This window comes from Rhodanobacter sp. UC4438_H5 (genome assembly GCF_052978405.1).
In genome coordinates this window covers 1,088,841-1,103,876 of record NZ_CM129672.1, presented here as the reverse complement: position 1 = coordinate 1,103,876, position 15,036 = coordinate 1,088,841, and the positions used below count along the sequence as shown (strand labels likewise).

The following is a 15,036-nucleotide window of genomic DNA, read 5'->3' as shown; positions in this document are numbered from 1 at the left end:
CATCCACTGTCCAGCGCGCGCTGGCAGCCACGGAACCATCCATGAGCGAAGTCACCGACACCCTTCCCGACGAGAACAAGTTGATCGCCGAGCGCCGCGAAAAACTCAAGGCGCTGCGCGGGCAGGGCATCGCGTTTCCGAACGACTTCAAGGTCGACAGCTTCGCCGGCGACCTGCAAACCGAGTTCGCCGACAAGGACGTGCACACGGCCGAAGCCGTCGAAGCGGCCGCGCGCCGGGTGAAGATGGCCGGGCGCATCGTACTCAAGCGCGTGCAGGGCAAGGTCAGCTTCGTGCAGTTGCAGGATTTCAGCGGACGCATCCAGCTGTTCATCCATGCCGGCACGGTTGGCGAGGTCTACGAGGCGTTCAAGGGCTGGGACATGGGCGACATCGTGGGTGCCGAAGGCACGCTGATGCGCACGAAGACCGGCGAGCTTTCGGTGCGCGTGGATCACCTGCGCCTGCTGACCAAGAGCCTGCGCCCGCTGCCCGACAAGCATCACGGCATGGCCGACGTGGAGCAGCGCTATCGCCAGCGCTACGTGGACCTGATCGTCACCGAGGAAGCGCGCCGCACCTTCATGCTGCGCTCAAGGATCATCGGCACCATGCGTCAATGGCTGGAAGCGCCGTCGCGCCGCTTCATGGAAGTCGAGACGCCGATGATGCACGTGATCCCCGGCGGCGCCACGGCCAAACCGTTCGTCACCCACCACAACGCGCTGGATCTGGATCTGTACCTGCGCGTGGCACCGGAGCTGTACCTGAAGCGCCTGGTGGTCGGCGGCTTCGACCGCGTCTACGAGATCAACCGCAACTTCCGCAACGAAGGGGTGTCGACCCGACACAACCCCGAGTTCACCATGCTGGAGCTGTACCAGGCCTACGCCACCTACCACGAGATCATGGACCTCACCGAGAGCGTGATCCGCGACACCGCGCAGGCCGTGCTGGGCACGACGCGGCTGCACTGGGACGGCGCCGACATCGACGTGGGTCCGGCGTTCCGCCGCTGGCGTATGGAAGACGCGGTGCTGGAGCACAACCCCGAGATCCGGCGCGAGGAGCTGCGCGACCGCGAAGCGATGGCCGCGCACGCCAGGCGGCTCGGCATACAGATCAAGGACGGTTATGGCTGGGGCAAGCTGCTGCTGGAGATCTTCGAAAAGACGGTGGAGCACACCTTGATCCAGCCGACCTTCATCACCCAGCATCCGGTGGAGGTGTCACCGCTGGCGCGGGAGAACGATACCGACAAGGGCATCACCGACCGCTTCGAGCTGTTCGTGGGCGGCAAGGAAATCGCCAATGGCTTCTCCGAGTTGAACGACCCGGAAGACCAGGCCGCACGCTTCCAGGCCCAAGTCGACGCCAAGGACGCCGGCGACGACGAGGCCATGCACTTCGACGCCGACTACATCCGCGCGCTGGAAGTGGGCCTGCCGCCCACCGGCGGCCTCGGCATCGGCATCGACCGCCTGGTGATGCTGCTGACCGGCGCGTCCTCGATCCGCGACGTGCTGCTGTTCCCCTACATGCGACCGGAAGCATGAGCGCCGACGTGCCCGCGCTGCAGGACCTGGCCGCGCCCGACGGCGTCTGCTACGGCTGCGGCAGCGCCCATCCTCACGGCTTGCACATCAAGAGCCACTGGCACGAGGACGGCGTGCACGTGGTCAGCACGCACCTGCCGGGAGCGGATTTCCACGGCTGGCCGGGGCTGGTCTACGGCGGGCTGATCGCGATGCTGGTGGACTGCCATTCCAACTGGACCGCGATGGCATACCACTACCGTGCCGAGCAGCGCGCGCCGGACAGCAAGCCGCGCATCGACTGCGTCACCGGCAGCCTCGGCATCAAGTTCCTCAAGCCCACCCCGATGGACGTGCCGCTGACGCTGAAGGCGCGCGTCGAGGGCGAAGTCGGGCGCAAGACCCGCGTGCTGTGCGAGGTCCACGCGGGCGAAGTGCTCACCGCGCTGGGCGATTCGATTTTCGTGCGTGTCGACACCGCGCAGCTGGCCGCAGCCGCGCGCCACGCATGAGCCAGACTCGCGACCCATCCCACCAGGAGGCTTGATCATGTGGTTTGCCATCATCGGAACGGACGTTGCCGACTCGCTGGAGAAGCGCAAGGGAGCGCGGCCCGCGCACATCGCACGGCTGCAGGCGCTGCTGGATGAGGGCCGCCTGTTCGTGGCCGGCGCGTTCCCGGCGATCGAGTCCGAAGATCCGGGCCCGGCCGGCTTCAGCGGCAGCCTGATCCTGGCCGAGTTTCCGTCGCTGGCTGATGCCCGCGCCTGGGCCGATGCCGACCCCTACGTGGCGGCCGGCGTCTACGCCGAGGTGCAGATCAAGCCATTCCGCAAGGCCCTGCCGGCGTGAGCGAGGCGATGATCGAGCAGATCCGCCAGCGCCTGACCCAGGCCCTGGCGCCGACCGAGCTGGAAATCGTCGACGAAGGCCACCTGCACGCCGGGCATGCGGGTGAGGGCAAGGGCCATTTCCGCGTGCGCATCGCCAGCCCCGCCTTCACCGGGCTGTTGCCGATCCGCCGGCACCGAATGGTCTACGCGGCGCTGCAGGGGTTGATGGACAACGGGATCCATGCCGTTTCCATAGATGCCGTCGAGAAATAATATCTATCAATGAGTTGTATCGTATTCTTTACACTAAATCTCACGCGGACACGCATTGCAGCAGGCCCCCGCGTTTGGCACAGTGCCCTGTCATCCGGCTGCACCGGCCGTAGCACCCTACCGTTGAACACTGCATGCGCCTGAGCACGATCAAACTCGCCGGTTTCAAGTCCTTCGTGGACCCGACCACCCTGCACCTGCCGAGCAACATGATCGGCGTGGTCGGCCCCAACGGCTGCGGCAAATCCAACATCATCGACGCGATCCGCTGGGTGATGGGCGAAAGCGCGGCCAGCCGCCTGCGCGGCGACTCGCTGACCGACGTGATCTTCTCCGGCTCCAACACGCGCAAGCCGGTGGGGCAGGCCACGGTCGAACTGATCTTCGACAACGCCGACGGCTCGGTGCAGGGCGAGTACGGCCAGTACGCCGAGATCTCGGTGAAGCGCCAGGTCACCCGCGACGGGCAATCCTCGTACTACCTCAACGGCGCGCGCTGCCGCCGGCGCGACATCACCGACCTGTTCCTCGGCACCGGCTTGGGCCCGCGCAGCTACTCGATCATCGAGCAGGGCATGATCAGCCAGATCATCGAGGCGCACCCGGACGAACTGCGCACGCACCTGGAGGAAGCCGCCGGTATCTCCAAGTACAAGGAGCGCCGCAAGGAGACCGAAAGCCGCATCAAGGCCACCCGCGAAAACCTCGACCGCGTGCGCGACGTGCGCGACGAAGTCGACAAGCAGCTCGAACACCTGAACCGCCAGGCCCGCGCCGCCGAGCGCTGGAAAGCCTTGAAGGAAGAGCAGACACGCAAGGAAGCCGAGCTGCGCGCGCTCGAATACCGCGGCCTCAAGAGCCAGCACGACAGCGAAGGCGCCGGCTTGTCCGCCGCCGAGATCGAGATCGAGAAGCAGCTGGCCGGCCAGCGCGAGATCGAGGCGCAGATCGAGGTCATGCGCGAACGCCACACCGACGCCAGCGAGCACCTGAACGCGGTCCAGGCCGAGGTCTACAAGGTCGGCGCCGAGATCGCCCGTGTCGAGCAGCAAGTGCGCCACAACAAGGAGAGCGCCGAACGCCTGCAGCGCGCCCACGCCGACAGCGAGCGCGAGCACGCGGAACTGGCCGCACACATCGCCACCGACCGCGAGCAGGTCGAAGCCCTGCGCATGGCGCTGGCCGAAGGCGAACCGAAACTCGAAGCCCTGCAGCAGCTGCAGGACGACACCGCCGAAGCCCAGCGCAGCACCGAGGCCAGGCTGGCCGACTGGCAACAGCGCTGGGACAGCCACACCCGCAATGCCGGCGAATCCAACCGCGCCGCCGAAGTGGAACGCACCAAGCTCAATTACCTCGACCGCCAGGGCATCGACCTGGCGCGCCGCCGCGAAGCACTGGAAACCGAGCAGAAAGCTACCGACGTGGCCGCACTGGCCGCCGCCGGCGAGCAACTGCACAGCGAACACGACGCCCAGCGCGAGCGCGTGGAAACCCTGGGCAGCCTGCTCGACCAGTACAAGTCCAACCATGAAAAAGTGCAGGAAGAAGAGCGCCAGGTGCAGTCGGCGCTGAACGAGGCCCGCCAGCAACTGCAGGCCGCCCGTGGCCGGCACGCCTCGCTCGAAGCGCTGCAGCATGCCGCGCTCGGCCAGGAAGAAAACGCTGCCAGCAGCTGGCTGGCTCGTCTCGGGTTGAACACGTCACGCCGCCTCGGTGAGTCGCTGCAGGTCGAAAACGGCTGGGAGACCGCCGTGGAAACGGCGCTGAGCGGATTTCTGGACGCGGTGCTGGTGGATGGCTCGCATGCGTTGGCGGCGGAGTTCGATGCGCTCGACAACGCCGACATCGCCTTGCTCGACAACGCCGAGGGCGGCGTCGGCGCCGCTGGCACGCTGGCCGCCCACGTACGCGGCCCGGCGGCGGCGATGGCCATACTGGGCCACGTGTTGACCGCCGAATCGCTGGCCGACGCCCACCGGCAGGTGGCCTCGCTGTCCGCACTGGCACCGTATCAATCCGTGATGACGCGCGGCGGCGAATGGCTCGGCCCGGGCTGGGCGCGCGTGCGCCGGGCGCAAGGCAGCCAGGTCGGCGTGCTGGCGCGCGAGCGCGAGCTGCGCACGCTGGCCGAACAGATCGCCATGCTGGAAGCGCAGCTGGAAGAAGCCAGCGAACGGCTCGACAACCTGCGCACCAGCAAATTCGAAACCGAACGCGCGCGCGACGACGCCCAGCGCGAGCTGTACAACGCGCACCGTCGCCAGTCCGAACTGGCCGGCCAATTGCAAAGCCACCGCGGCAAGCTGGAGACCGCCCGCGCCCGTGCCGAAAAGGTCAGCGGCGAGCTGGCCGACCTGTCCACGCAGATCGACGAATTGCAGAACCAGACCCGTGAGGCGCGCGCGCGGCTGGACGAATCGGTCGGCCTGATGGGCGACCTGGAAGACCAGCGCCGCGAACTGGAAAACGAACGCCGCAGCCTGCTCGAGGCGCGCGAGGAAGCCCGCATGAATGCGCGCGAGGCGGCCGATCAATCGCACTCGCTGGCGCTCTCGCTGGAGTCCAAGCGCTCGTCGCTGAGCTCGCTGGAACAGGCGCTAGGTCGCATGGATGCCCAGCTGCGCCAGATCGAGGCGCGCCGCAACGAGATCGCCGAACAGCTCGCTGCCGGCTCCGACCCGATCGCCGAACTCGAAGCCGAGCGCCAGGCGTATCTGGACCAGCGCCTGCTGGTCGACAAGCAATTGGTGGAAGCGCGCCGCGCACTGGAAGACTGCGACCTCGAATTCCGCAAGCTCGAACAGCAGCGCCACCTGGCCGAGCAGGGCCTGTCGGCATTGCGCGAGGGCCTGTCCGAGAAGCGTCTCGCCGCCCAGGCGCTGCAGCTGCGCGCCGAACAACTGGCCGAAGCGATCACCGCTTCCGGCCTCGAACTGGAAACCCTGCTGGCCGAACTGGCCGACGACATCGACGCCAGCCAGTGGCGGTCACAGCTCGCCGACATCGGCCAGAAAATCGCGCGGATCGAGCCGGTCAACCTGGCTGCGATCCAGGAACACGCCGAACAGAGCGAGCGCAAGACCTACCTGGACAACCAGCTGGCCGACCTGGTCAGCGCGATGGAAACGCTGGAAGGCGCGATCAAGAAGATCGACCGCGAAACCCGCCACCGCTTCAAGGAAACCTTCGACAAGGTCAACGCCGGCGTGCAGGAACTGTTCCCGCGCCTGTTCGGTGGCGGCCATGCCTATCTGGAACTCACCGGCGACGACCTGCTCAACACCGGCGTGACGATCATGGCGCGCCCGCCGGGCAAGCGCCCGTCCAACATCTCGCTGTTGTCCGGCGGCGAGAAGGCGCTGACCGCGGTGTCGCTGGTGTTCGCCATCTTCGGCCTCAACCCCGCGCCGTTCTGCCTGCTCGACGAAGTCGACGCGCCGCTGGACGAGGCCAACGTCGGCCGCTTCTCCAGCCTGGTAAGCGAGATGAGCGAACACGTGCAGTTCATCTTCATCAGCCACAACAAGGCCACCATGGAAGCCGCCACCCAGCTGTGCGGCGTGACCATGCGCGAGCCCGGCGTGTCGCGGCTGGTGCAGGTCGACCTGGCCGAAGCGGCTAAACTGGCGGGAGCTGCCTGAGGAACCGATGATGACCGTGCAACCTTTGCTTGCCTTTGCGTGGAACGCCGCCGTCGGCATTCCGATGCTGATCGTGGGGCTGGTCGTGCTGGCACTGATCTGGCTGTTCGGCCAGCCGCGGAAAGAGCAGGGCAAGCGCAGGGCAGCGGGCGATACGCACACGCACGGACACGCGCGGCGCGAGCCCACCATGGGCGGCTCCAGCCTGGCCGACGACCCGGCCTTCAGCCTGGGCGACACCTCGGCGACGCCGCAGCAAGGCGAGCTCGACGTCGGCCTGCGCGAGGAACTGGAGCGCCTGGGCGCCACGCTTTCCGGCGAACGCCATGCGGCCAAGCCGGCCGAGCGCCTGACCGAACGCCTGGCCGGCCACGCCGCCTCGATCGTGGATACCTTGCGCGCGCCCGCCGAACCCGTCGCCGAAGCGCCCGCCGCCGCACCGGCACCGGCACCGGCGCCGCCTGTCACCAAGCCGGTGCCGCGCTCGGAGCTGGGTCGGCGCCCGGCCGACACGCCGGTGGAACGCATCGTCACCTTGTTCGTGGTGGCGCGCGATGGCGCGCGTTTCAACGGACCGGACCTGGTCGTCGCCACCGAAAAGGCCGGGCTGGAATTCGGCGACATGGGCATCTATCACCGCCTGGTGGACGGCAAGCGCGAGCTGGGCCCCATCTTCAGCGTCGCCAACATGCTCAAGCCGGGCAATTTCGACCTGGCCCGGCTGGATGCGCTGCAGACCTCCGGCGTCAGTTTCTTCATGACCTTGCCCGGGCCGGTCCCCGCGCTCGACGCCTGGGACGCCATGCTGCCCACCGCGCAGCGACTGGCCGAGCTGCTCGACGGCCAGGTACTGGATGAGGAGCGCAATGCGCTCGGCCGGCAGGGTATCGCGCACATCCGCGACCAGCTGCGCGGCTGGGACCGTGACCACGAGGGTGAAGAAATCATCTTCGGTCGCTGAATCGCCGCGCGGGAGCGGGAGCCATGACGATTGCCTTGCGCTGGAAAATCGCCGCCGCTGTCGCCGCCCTCGTCGTGGCGATCCTGGGCTGGAACGGGGTGTCGCGCTGGCTTGCCGCCCGCCATGCCGACGAGCTGATCCAGGAAACCGAGCGCGCCGCCGCGCTACAGGCCGAACAAGCCCGTGCCAGTGCGCGCCAGCGCCACGACGAACTGGAGCGCGACCTGCGCCAGCGTCGCGAGGAGCTGGCCAGCAATTACCGCCAGGTCGCCGACCAGGCGCGCGAATACCAGGCCCGCCGCGCCGTGCAGCTGCAGCGCCAGCAGCAGGAGGCGCAGCGCGTCACCGCCAGTTACCTGCTGGACGCCAACCAGCAATGTGCCAACGGCATCGTGATCAACCGCCGCGGCTCCAGCTTCACCCAGGCTCGCGGCCGCGACGGCGGGCCGATCCGTTGCCAGGGCGACAGGGCCGCCGAACCGCTGCGCTGATGCCGGCTCACCGCTCGTTGCCCGGGGCTGCGGATACTCGATTCTCCGGCAGCGTCTTCCCCGGGCAAATCCCGAGTCCCGATGCGGTCTGCGTGGCACGGCGCCCCGGCAGGCAATCCTGGCACTTTGCCGCCGCGCGCACGGGTTACACCGATTTGGCCAGGACGATCACGGTGTCGGCGGGGCGCTCAGTGAAAAACGCCAAGCAACCACAGCACCAGCACGATCAGCAGGATGATGCCGATGCCGCCGGTCGGACGATAACCCCAGGAGCGGCTGTAGCCCCAGGTCGGCAACGCACCGATCAGCAGGATGACGAGAACGATGAGCACCAGCAGTGAAATCGACATGTTCGTATTCCTTTGTGCACGAGGAGTTGCGGAGATCGCGGACAGCATCGCGACGCCTGCACCTTCGCAGCGTCCCGGTGCAAGGGCCGTCAACGATGCGTCGCGGCGGAAGGGCTGAACATGACCCCGTTTTCGCGCGGATGACGATGGGGTGAACGACGGTTTGCTTCGTCATGCCGCGGGCTCTCTCGCGGCGGGGTGGCGGGCGTAGCTCGCACTTGAGTCACGCCGCGCTCACGACAACCGCACGCTGCCTGCATGTGGCAGCGGCGATGCTGCGGCTTTCCGATCCTGGAGTGCCCCATGTCCTTCAACCTCACCGGCCGCCGCATCGCCATCCTCGCCACCGACGGCTTCGAACAGTCCGAACTGACCGAACCCAAACGCCTGCTGGAACAGGCCGGCGCGCAGACCGACGTGATCGCCCCCGGCCACGCCGGGGAGATCAAGGGCTGGAGCGATGGCAACTGGGGCAGGGCCGTGCCGGTGGACGTGCCCCTGGACGAGGCCAAGGTCGAGCATTACGACGCGCTGGTCCTGCCTGGCGGCGTGATGAACCCGGACAAGCTGCGGCGGGTGCCCGCGGTGATCACGCTGGTCAAGGCGTTCGACGACGCAGGCAAGCCGGTGGCGGCGATCTGCCACGCTCCGTGGACGCTGATCGAAGCCGGCCTGGTCAAGAATCGCCAGGTCACCTCGTGGCCGTCGCTGCGCACCGATCTGGAGAACGCCGGCGCGCACTGGCAGGACAGCGAGGTGGTGCGTGACGGCCAGCTGATCACCAGCCGCCGCCCGGGCGACATCCCCGCCTTTGCCGACGCGATCATCGACGCGCTTGGCGCTACCGCGTAACGCCGTCGACGTCGACCTGGTCCAACGCCGACGCAGGGCGGGCACGGCCCGCCCTGCATGGTTCCGTCGCGAATCCGTGGGAGCGCACTCCGTGCGCGATGCCTTTTGCATCATGCGACGAAGAGCATCGCGCGAAAGGCGCGGGCGATCCTCAGCCGAGTTTTTCCATCACGTCGTCGAGGTTCTGGCTCAGCTCGCCGATGCCGGCCCACGGGTCGCTGCGCAGCCGCGCGAGGCGCTGGGGCGCGGAATGGATGTCGAAATCGTGGCCGCTTTTCAGCTTGCCCAGTTCTGTCCAGCGCAACGGCATCGCCACCGGCGCGCCGGGTCGTGCGCGCAACGAGTAGGACGCCACACTGGTGGCGCCGCGGCTGTTGCGCAGGTAGTCCACATAGATCAGGCCGCCGCGGCGTGCCTTGCTGGCGGTGGCGATGAACTCCAGCGGATGGGCCTGCGCCAGGGAGCTGGCAAACGCCTGGGCGAAACCCTTCACCTGCGGCCACGGGCAGCCCGGATTCAACGGCAGCACCACGTGCAGGCCCTTGCCGCCGGTGGTACGCAAAAATGATTCCAGCCCCATCTGCGACAGCAGCTTGCGCACCAGCCGCGCTGCCGCCACCACGCGGTCCCAGGCCACGTCCTCGCCGGGGTCGAGGTCGAACACCACGCGGTCGGCCAGGTCCGGCTGCCTGACGGTCGCGCCCCAGGGGTGGAACTCCAGCACGCCGAACTGAACCAGCTCGATCACCGAGCTGGCATCGCGCGGATAGATGTAGCTGGCCTGCCCGCCGGATTCCTCCTTGAGCCTGGCGCTGCCTACGTGCTTGAGGCCGGCGATCATGTGCTTCTGGAAGAAGCAGGCCTTCCCGGTACCTTCCGGGCAACGGATGACCGAGGTGGGACGGTCCACCACGCCAGGCAGGAACCAGTCCATCACGCGGGTGTAGTAGTCGGCCACTTCCTGCTTGGTGATGCCGTCCTCGGGATACACCACGCGGTCGGGATGGGTGATGGTGATGTCGGCGGCGGACATCCCGCCGCCGCGCCGTCGCCGGTTGCTGGCGGAGCGCGTGGATGGGGCGCGATCGCTGTCGCGCAGGTCTGCGGCGGACTTGTCGGTACGCATGGTCTTCAGGCTCGGTTGGCGCAGCAGGTTCTTGTTGCCGATGCCGCGGTAGTACACCTCGGCCACGGCCTTCGGTTCGACCCAGTGTGCACCGCGCAGCAGCGGATCGATCGCGGCAAGTTTCACCGTCGGTTTCTTGCTGCCCTTGTCGGTGATGGTCCTGCTCAATTGCCGCAACTGTTCGTCGGAGAAGCCGGTGCCGACGCGTCCGACATAGATCCAGCCGTTCGACACCTCCGGATCGGGTCGGGCCAGCAGCAGCGAACCGAAACCGCTGCGACTGCCCTTGGGCGGCGTGTAGCCGACCACCGCGAACTCGTCGCTTTCCAGCCGCTTGATCTTCAGCCAGTCGTCGCCGCGTCCTGCTCGGTACATCGAATCGACGCGCTTGGAGATGATGCCTTCCAGCTGCTGCTCGGTCGCCGTGCGGAACGCGCCTTCACCGTCGCCGACCGCATGGCTGCTGAAGGCGAGGTGTTTCGGCGCGTGGGCCAGCAGCCGTTGCAGCAGCGCCTTGCGTTGCAGCAGTGGTACCCGGGTCAGGTCGCTGCCTTCGAGGTAGGGCAGGTCGAACAGCATGTAGACCAGCGGCAATTGTGCTTCGCCGGACAGGGTGGCCTGCAGGCCGTTGAAATCGCTGTGTCCGCGGGCATCGAGCGCGATCAGCTCGCCATCGAGCCGGGCCGAATGCAATCCCAGCGATTCGAGCGCCTGCACGATCTCTGGCAGCCGCTCGTTCCAGGCCAGCGCGTTGCGCGACCACAGCTTCACCTCGCCGTCGGCGATCGCGGCGAGGATGCGGTAGCCGTCCCACTTCACCTCATGCAGCCACTGCTCGCCTGGCGGCGGCGACTCGCGCAGGCGTGCCAGTTCCGGTTTGAAGAACTCGGTGCCGGGTGGCGCCGGGCGCGCCCCGTCCAGCGCGGCGGCTGCCTTGGCGAGGCGCAAGCGCGGCACTTTTTTCCCCTTCGGCACGGCTTTCTTGCGTGCGGTGGACTTCTTTGCCGCCGCCCTGGTCGCCGGTGTTGTCGCGGCCGCGCGGGTGCTGCGGATCATCTTCGCGTCGAGCAGGTCGTCCGCTTCCACGTCGCCGGCGAACGCGTCCTTGGCCTTGATCAGGAACCACGCCGGCTGGCGTTCCTTGCGGCCGCTGCGCACCAGGTGCCAGCCGCCCTTGAGCCGCTTGCCGAACAGCTCGAAGCGCAGGTGACCCTTTTGCAACTGCGCTTCGGCGTCGCCTTCGGTGGTCCACACGCCGATGTCGAACTGGTCGACGTGGCCCTTGCCGTAGCCGTGTTCGATGTCGCCCTCGAAGCCGGCATAGGACACCGGATGATCCTCCACCTCGACCGCCAGGCGTTTCACCTGCGGGTCGTAGCTGGGTCCTTTCGGCACCGCCCAGCTCTTCAGTACGTCGCCCAGTTGCAGGCGGAAATCGAAGTGCCGGCGGCTGGCATGATGCAGTTGCATCACGAAGATCGCGCGACTGCCCCGGCGTCCCGCCGCGTTGTCGGCCGGTTCGCGCGTTTTCGAGAAATCGCGCTTGCGTTGATAGTCGCGCAGGTTGCCCATGATCGCTCAGCCGGTCGGGCCGCTCGTCACCGGCAGCACCGCGCCGGAAAGGCAGCTGGCGCACGACGGCGCCGCGAGGAAGACATGGGACGGCGCCAATTGCTCCGGCTGCACCGGGCGGCCCATCGCGCTGGATGCGCCGAACTCGCCGACCTTCTGCGCCGACTGGTCCGCCGAATTCGGCGAGGTCCACACCGGACCGCTGGCAGGCTTGCGTCGTTCGGCCTGTCCGGTGGCAGCCCGGATCGGACGCCGGCGTTTGACGGCGGTTCGGGCAGCCTTGCTGCGTTCGGCGACAGGCATCGGATGGCTCCGCGGTGGCGACGCGACGCACCGTAGTGCGCCCGGCGTGCGCCGCAGGTGAAGCGTGTGCGTGATTCGCACGGCACGTTTGACAGCCCCTGCACGCACAAACCGGAATAGTCTGTCGACCTGTTCGCTGCCGGAGTCTGAAGCCATGGCACGACCCATCTGGAGCGGAACCCTGTCGTTCGGCCTGCTCAACGTGCCGGTGTCGCTGATGACCGGCGAGCGCAGCGTGGACCTGCATTTCCGCATGCTGGACAGCCGCAGCAACACGCCGGTCCGGTACGAGCGCGTGAACGCCGAGACCGGGGAGGAGGTGCCTTGGAAGGAGATCGTCAAGGCGTTCGAATACGCCAAGGGCAACTACGTCGTGCTGGAGCCGGAGGACATCAAGTCGGCCGCCGCCGAGGGGCGCGAGGCGGTCGACGTGAAAGCCTTCGTCGAGGCCGACTCGATCGGCCCGGAATACTTCGAGAAGCCGTACTACCTGTTGCCGGGCAAGAAGGCGGAGAAGGGTTACGTGCTGCTGCGCGAGGTGCTCAAGCGCACCGGCCGCATCGGCATCGCGCGGGTGGTGATCCGCACGCGCGAATACCTCTCCGCAGTGGTGCCGCGGGGGGATGCGCTGATGCTGATGCTGATGCGCTACCCACAGGAGCTGGTCGACGCGGAGGATTACAAGATTCCCGCAGGGACAGCGTCGGATTACCGCATCTCGGCCAAGGAGCTGCAGATGGCCGAGCAGCTGATCGAGTCGATGAGCGACGAGTGGAATCCGGCCGAGTACCGCGACGAGTTCCGTGATCGCCTGCGCAAGGTGATCGAGAAGCGGATGAAGTCGAAAGGCGTGGTGACCACCGAACCGGAAGACGAGGAGACGATGCCGGAGAACGCCACCACCAACGTGGTCGACTTCATGTCGCTGCTGCAGCAGAGCCTGGCCAGCAACAAGCGCACGCCGGCGAAGAAGTCGGCGGCGGGCGGGAAAGGGGACAAGCGAACCACCACGACCACGGCCAGGAAGAAGTCCGCGACGAGAAAAGCGTCAGCGAAAAAGCGCGCCTCCCGCCACAAGGCAAGCTGAACTACCCCGGTTCAAAACCATGCCGAAGCCAGCGTGCAGGTGCTGGCACTGCCACGAGCACGCCAGGTGGGAGCAACCGGGGCTGTCGGCGGCGACCATTCACTTGCTCCGCTCGGCGTGCGTGCCGATACCGGGCGCTGCCGCCGTGCGCGGGTCGCTTCCGATGGGACAGGCGCAATCTCCCGGGCCACGGGCGAGCTCCCGGCAGACCGCGCGGTGCGGCAAGCGGGCGTGACACTGTCGTGCCGCAGCGATGAGGCGGCAGCATCGTTCAGACGCCACACACGCGCGCCATGGCCACCACCGACAGCAGGGCCTGCCGGCCGTACGGCTTGGGCAGGAACAGCACCTTCATGTCGCGGGCGGCGATGGATGCTTCCTCGTGCGCGGAGGTGAGCACGATCGGGGTGCGCGAGCCGCTGTCCCGCAGGCTGCGAATCAGCGAGATGCCGGTCTGGCCGCGGCCCAGATACATGTCCGTCACGATCACGCCGAAATCCTGCCGTGCTTCCGACTCCGCCACGCCGCTGGCGATGTCGTGCGCCACGATCACCGTGTAGCCTGCGTGCTGCAGCAGCAGTGCGGTGATCTCGCGGGTATCGGGGTCGTCTTCCACCAGCAGCACCCGTTTGGGAAACATGCGCGTGACTCCCGTCGTCGGCGTCGTCGTGACCTTGGCATCGGCCTGGTCCGCACGCCGTGAAAGACGTCGCAGAACGTCGGCTGCCGTTCAGCTGGCGCGACGCTCGGGGCCGCCGTCTTCGGCCGACGGCGCGCGCTGCGGTGCCGGCGCCGGCGGCATCGGCGCGGCGGATTCTTGGCCACGATCCAGCTCGCCGCGCCAGCGTGGCAGCGCGTGCGGGTAGTGCGCCTGAACGAAGGCGATCAGTCCCTCGCGCACCTGGCAACGCAGGTCGAAGTTGCGGCCCGAATCGGTGGAGCTCACCAGCATGCGCAGTTGCATCGTCTGCTCGGTGGCGTCGGTGACCTGCAGCACGCATACGCGACGATCCCACTGCTCCGAGGCCTCGCACAGGCGCTTGAACTCCTCGCGCAGCGGCGCCAGTGGCGTGCGGAAATCCAGCATCAGGAACACCGTGCCGATCAGCTGCGAACTGCGGCGCGTCCAGTTCTGGAATGGATGCTCGATGAACCAGTTGAGCGGCACCACCAGCCGGCGTTCGTCCCAGATGCGCACCACCACGTAACTTCCGGCGATCTCCTCGATGCGGCCCCATTCGCCTTCGATGATCACCACGTCGTCGAGACGGATGGGCTGGGTCAGCGCAATCTGCAGGCCGGCGATCAGGTTGCTCAGCACCGGCCGCGCCGCCAGTCCTATCGCCAGCCCGGCCACGCCGGCGGAGGCGAGCAGGCTGGCGCCGAGCTGGCGCACGCCGGGAATGGTGAGCAGGATGATCGCCGTGCCCAGCACGATCACCACCACGTCGGCAGTGCGCGCCAGCACGCGCACCTGGGTGACCACCCGACGAGCCTGCAGGTTGTCCGCGGCATCCATCGGATAGCGCCGCACCGCGGCGCCCTCGAACGCGCCGACGCAACGCACCACCAGCCAGGTGCCGGCAGCCAGCAAACCGATCAGCAACAGATGCTCGACCAGTGCCATCGGTGCCGAGTCCAGTGCGGGGCCATAGCGCAGCACCAGCAAAAGCGAGAGCAGAGGCAGCAGCCACTGCAGCGGCGCGTGGGCGCGCTGCATCAGGTCGGCGATCACCGGGCGATCGCCCGCGAGCCGCCGCAGCACGGCGTGGATCGCGACACGCAGCACCAGCGCCAGCAACAAACCGGCCACCACGGTCACGCCCAGCCGCACCGCGACATGCTGCTGCCACAACTGCCACCACACGGTGAAGATATCGGCCATGCACCCAGCCTGCACGGCGCGGTGTCGACATCGCGTGGGCATGCGGCCGGGCCATGCCCTCGAGCTTCCAGCGATGGCGCCCCGGCGAAGGCCCTTGATGCAGCGCTCGTACCCTTGCGCGCAG

General features: G+C 67.6%; 14 protein-coding genes. 9 read left to right on the top strand and 5 right to left on the bottom strand.

The genetic code is table 11. The features are described 5' to 3' along the window. Nucleotides 1-41 precede the first annotated feature (41 nt). From lysS to ACVCL9_RS05050, 7 genes are all read left to right on the top strand, one after another. On the top strand, nucleotides 42-1,556 hold the full coding sequence (lysS, locus tag ACVCL9_RS05080; RefSeq protein WP_447098877.1) for a lysine--tRNA ligase: 1,515 nt from the start codon (nucleotides 42-44) through the stop codon (nucleotides 1,554-1,556). Next, the gene (locus ACVCL9_RS05075) at nucleotides 1,553-2,047 is read left to right on the top strand and encodes a PaaI family thioesterase (RefSeq protein ID WP_395118520.1); all 495 of its coding nucleotides are present in this window, start codon (nucleotides 1,553-1,555) and stop codon (nucleotides 2,045-2,047) included. Before lysS ends, ACVCL9_RS05075 begins: the two co-directional genes overlap by 4 nt. A gap of 37 nt (nucleotides 2,048-2,084) precedes the next feature. Then, nucleotides 2,085-2,387: a YciI family protein gene (locus tag ACVCL9_RS05070; protein ID WP_395118518.1), complete on the top strand. Its 303-nt coding sequence runs from the start codon at nucleotides 2,085-2,087 to the stop codon at nucleotides 2,385-2,387. A gap of 8 nt (nucleotides 2,388-2,395) precedes the next feature. Then, the gene (locus ACVCL9_RS05065; protein WP_447098878.1) at nucleotides 2,396-2,641 is read left to right on the top strand and encodes a BolA family protein; all 246 of its coding nucleotides are present in this window, start codon (nucleotides 2,396-2,398) and stop codon (nucleotides 2,639-2,641) included. Between the two features lie 134 nt (nucleotides 2,642-2,775). Continuing rightward, the gene (gene smc, locus ACVCL9_RS05060; protein WP_447098879.1) at nucleotides 2,776-6,285 is read left to right on the top strand and encodes a chromosome segregation protein SMC; all 3,510 of its coding nucleotides are present in this window, start codon (nucleotides 2,776-2,778) and stop codon (nucleotides 6,283-6,285) included. Nucleotides 6,286-6,295: 10 nt separating this feature from the next. Beyond that, nucleotides 6,296-7,246 carry a cell division protein ZipA gene (gene zipA, locus ACVCL9_RS05055; RefSeq protein ID WP_447098880.1) on the top strand — a complete coding sequence of 317 codons (951 nt, stop codon included), beginning with the start codon at nucleotides 6,296-6,298 and terminating at the stop codon, nucleotides 7,244-7,246. Nucleotides 7,247-7,269: 23 nt separating this feature from the next. Next, nucleotides 7,270-7,737 (top strand): hypothetical protein, encoded by a 468-nt coding sequence (locus ACVCL9_RS05050; protein ID WP_395118510.1) that lies wholly within the window; start codon nucleotides 7,270-7,272, stop codon nucleotides 7,735-7,737. A 188-nt stretch (nucleotides 7,738-7,925) separates the two neighbouring features. Here ACVCL9_RS05050 and ACVCL9_RS05045 read toward each other — a convergent pair whose 3' ends face one another. Then, a complete protein-coding gene (locus tag ACVCL9_RS05045) occupies nucleotides 7,926-8,087 on the bottom strand; it encodes a DUF3309 family protein (protein ID WP_395118508.1) in 162 nt (53 codons plus the stop codon). A gap of 303 nt (nucleotides 8,088-8,390) precedes the next feature. On the opposite strand from ACVCL9_RS05045, the gene ACVCL9_RS05040 reads away from it, so the two are divergent. Then, nucleotides 8,391-8,939 (top strand): type 1 glutamine amidotransferase domain-containing protein, encoded by a 549-nt coding sequence (locus ACVCL9_RS05040; RefSeq protein WP_447098881.1) that lies wholly within the window; start codon nucleotides 8,391-8,393, stop codon nucleotides 8,937-8,939. A 151-nt stretch (nucleotides 8,940-9,090) separates the two neighbouring features. Here ACVCL9_RS05040 and ligD read toward each other — a convergent pair whose 3' ends face one another. Together ligD and ACVCL9_RS05030 are read right to left on the bottom strand one after the other, a co-directional pair. Continuing rightward, a complete protein-coding gene (gene ligD / locus ACVCL9_RS05035; protein ID WP_447098882.1) occupies nucleotides 9,091-11,637 on the bottom strand; it encodes a DNA ligase D in 2,547 nt (848 codons plus the stop codon). Between the two features lie 6 nt (nucleotides 11,638-11,643). Continuing rightward, nucleotides 11,644-11,940, bottom strand: coding sequence for a hypothetical protein (locus tag ACVCL9_RS05030; protein ID WP_447098883.1), 297 nt, complete (start codon nucleotides 11,938-11,940; stop codon nucleotides 11,644-11,646). A 154-nt stretch (nucleotides 11,941-12,094) separates the two neighbouring features. Here ACVCL9_RS05030 and ku point away from each other — a divergent pair, with 154 nt between their 5' ends. Beyond that, a complete protein-coding gene (gene ku / locus ACVCL9_RS05025) occupies nucleotides 12,095-13,027 on the top strand; it encodes a non-homologous end joining protein Ku (protein ID WP_447098884.1) in 933 nt (310 codons plus the stop codon). A 271-nt stretch (nucleotides 13,028-13,298) separates the two neighbouring features. On the opposite strand, the gene ACVCL9_RS05020 is transcribed toward ku, so the two are convergent. Together ACVCL9_RS05020 and ACVCL9_RS05015 are read right to left on the bottom strand one after the other, a co-directional pair. Then, nucleotides 13,299-13,667, bottom strand: a complete 369-nt coding sequence (locus tag ACVCL9_RS05020) for a response regulator (RefSeq protein ID WP_395118500.1) — start codon at nucleotides 13,665-13,667, stop codon at nucleotides 13,299-13,301. A gap of 90 nt (nucleotides 13,668-13,757) precedes the next feature. Further along, the gene (locus tag ACVCL9_RS05015) at nucleotides 13,758-14,912 is read right to left on the bottom strand and encodes a mechanosensitive ion channel family protein (protein WP_447098885.1); all 1,155 of its coding nucleotides are present in this window, start codon (nucleotides 14,910-14,912) and stop codon (nucleotides 13,758-13,760) included. Between the last annotated feature and the right edge of the window lie 124 nt (nucleotides 14,913-15,036).

Excerpts from the sequence above, each read along its gene's own strand:
- smc (WP_447098879.1), top strand. The coding sequence starts at position 2,776 with ATGCGCCTGAGCACGATCAAACTCGCCGGTTTCAAGTCCTTCGTGGAC.
- ACVCL9_RS05015 (WP_447098885.1), bottom strand. The coding sequence starts at position 14,912 with ATGGCCGATATCTTCACCGTGTGGTGGCAGTTGTGGCAGCAGCATGTC.
- ACVCL9_RS05075 (WP_395118520.1), top strand. The coding sequence starts at position 1,553 with ATGAGCGCCGACGTGCCCGCGCTGCAGGACCTGGCCGCGCCCGACGGC.
- ligD (WP_447098882.1), bottom strand. The coding sequence starts at position 11,637 with ATGGGCAACCTGCGCGACTATCAACGCAAGCGCGATTTCTCGAAAACG.
- lysS (WP_447098877.1), top strand. The coding sequence starts at position 42 with ATGAGCGAAGTCACCGACACCCTTCCCGACGAGAACAAGTTGATCGCC.
- ACVCL9_RS05070 (WP_395118518.1), top strand. The coding sequence starts at position 2,085 with ATGTGGTTTGCCATCATCGGAACGGACGTTGCCGACTCGCTGGAGAAG.
- ACVCL9_RS05050 (WP_395118510.1), top strand. The coding sequence starts at position 7,270 with ATGACGATTGCCTTGCGCTGGAAAATCGCCGCCGCTGTCGCCGCCCTC.
- ACVCL9_RS05020 (WP_395118500.1), bottom strand. The coding sequence starts at position 13,667 with ATGTTTCCCAAACGGGTGCTGCTGGTGGAAGACGACCCCGATACCCGC.
- ku (WP_447098884.1), top strand. The coding sequence starts at position 12,095 with ATGGCACGACCCATCTGGAGCGGAACCCTGTCGTTCGGCCTGCTCAAC.
- ACVCL9_RS05065 (WP_447098878.1), top strand. The coding sequence starts at position 2,396 with ATGATCGAGCAGATCCGCCAGCGCCTGACCCAGGCCCTGGCGCCGACC.
- zipA (WP_447098880.1), top strand. The coding sequence starts at position 6,296 with ATGACCGTGCAACCTTTGCTTGCCTTTGCGTGGAACGCCGCCGTCGGC.
- ACVCL9_RS05040 (WP_447098881.1), top strand. The coding sequence starts at position 8,391 with ATGTCCTTCAACCTCACCGGCCGCCGCATCGCCATCCTCGCCACCGAC.
- ACVCL9_RS05045 (WP_395118508.1), bottom strand. The coding sequence starts at position 8,087 with ATGTCGATTTCACTGCTGGTGCTCATCGTTCTCGTCATCCTGCTGATC.
- ACVCL9_RS05030 (WP_447098883.1), bottom strand. The coding sequence starts at position 11,940 with ATGCCTGTCGCCGAACGCAGCAAGGCTGCCCGAACCGCCGTCAAACGC.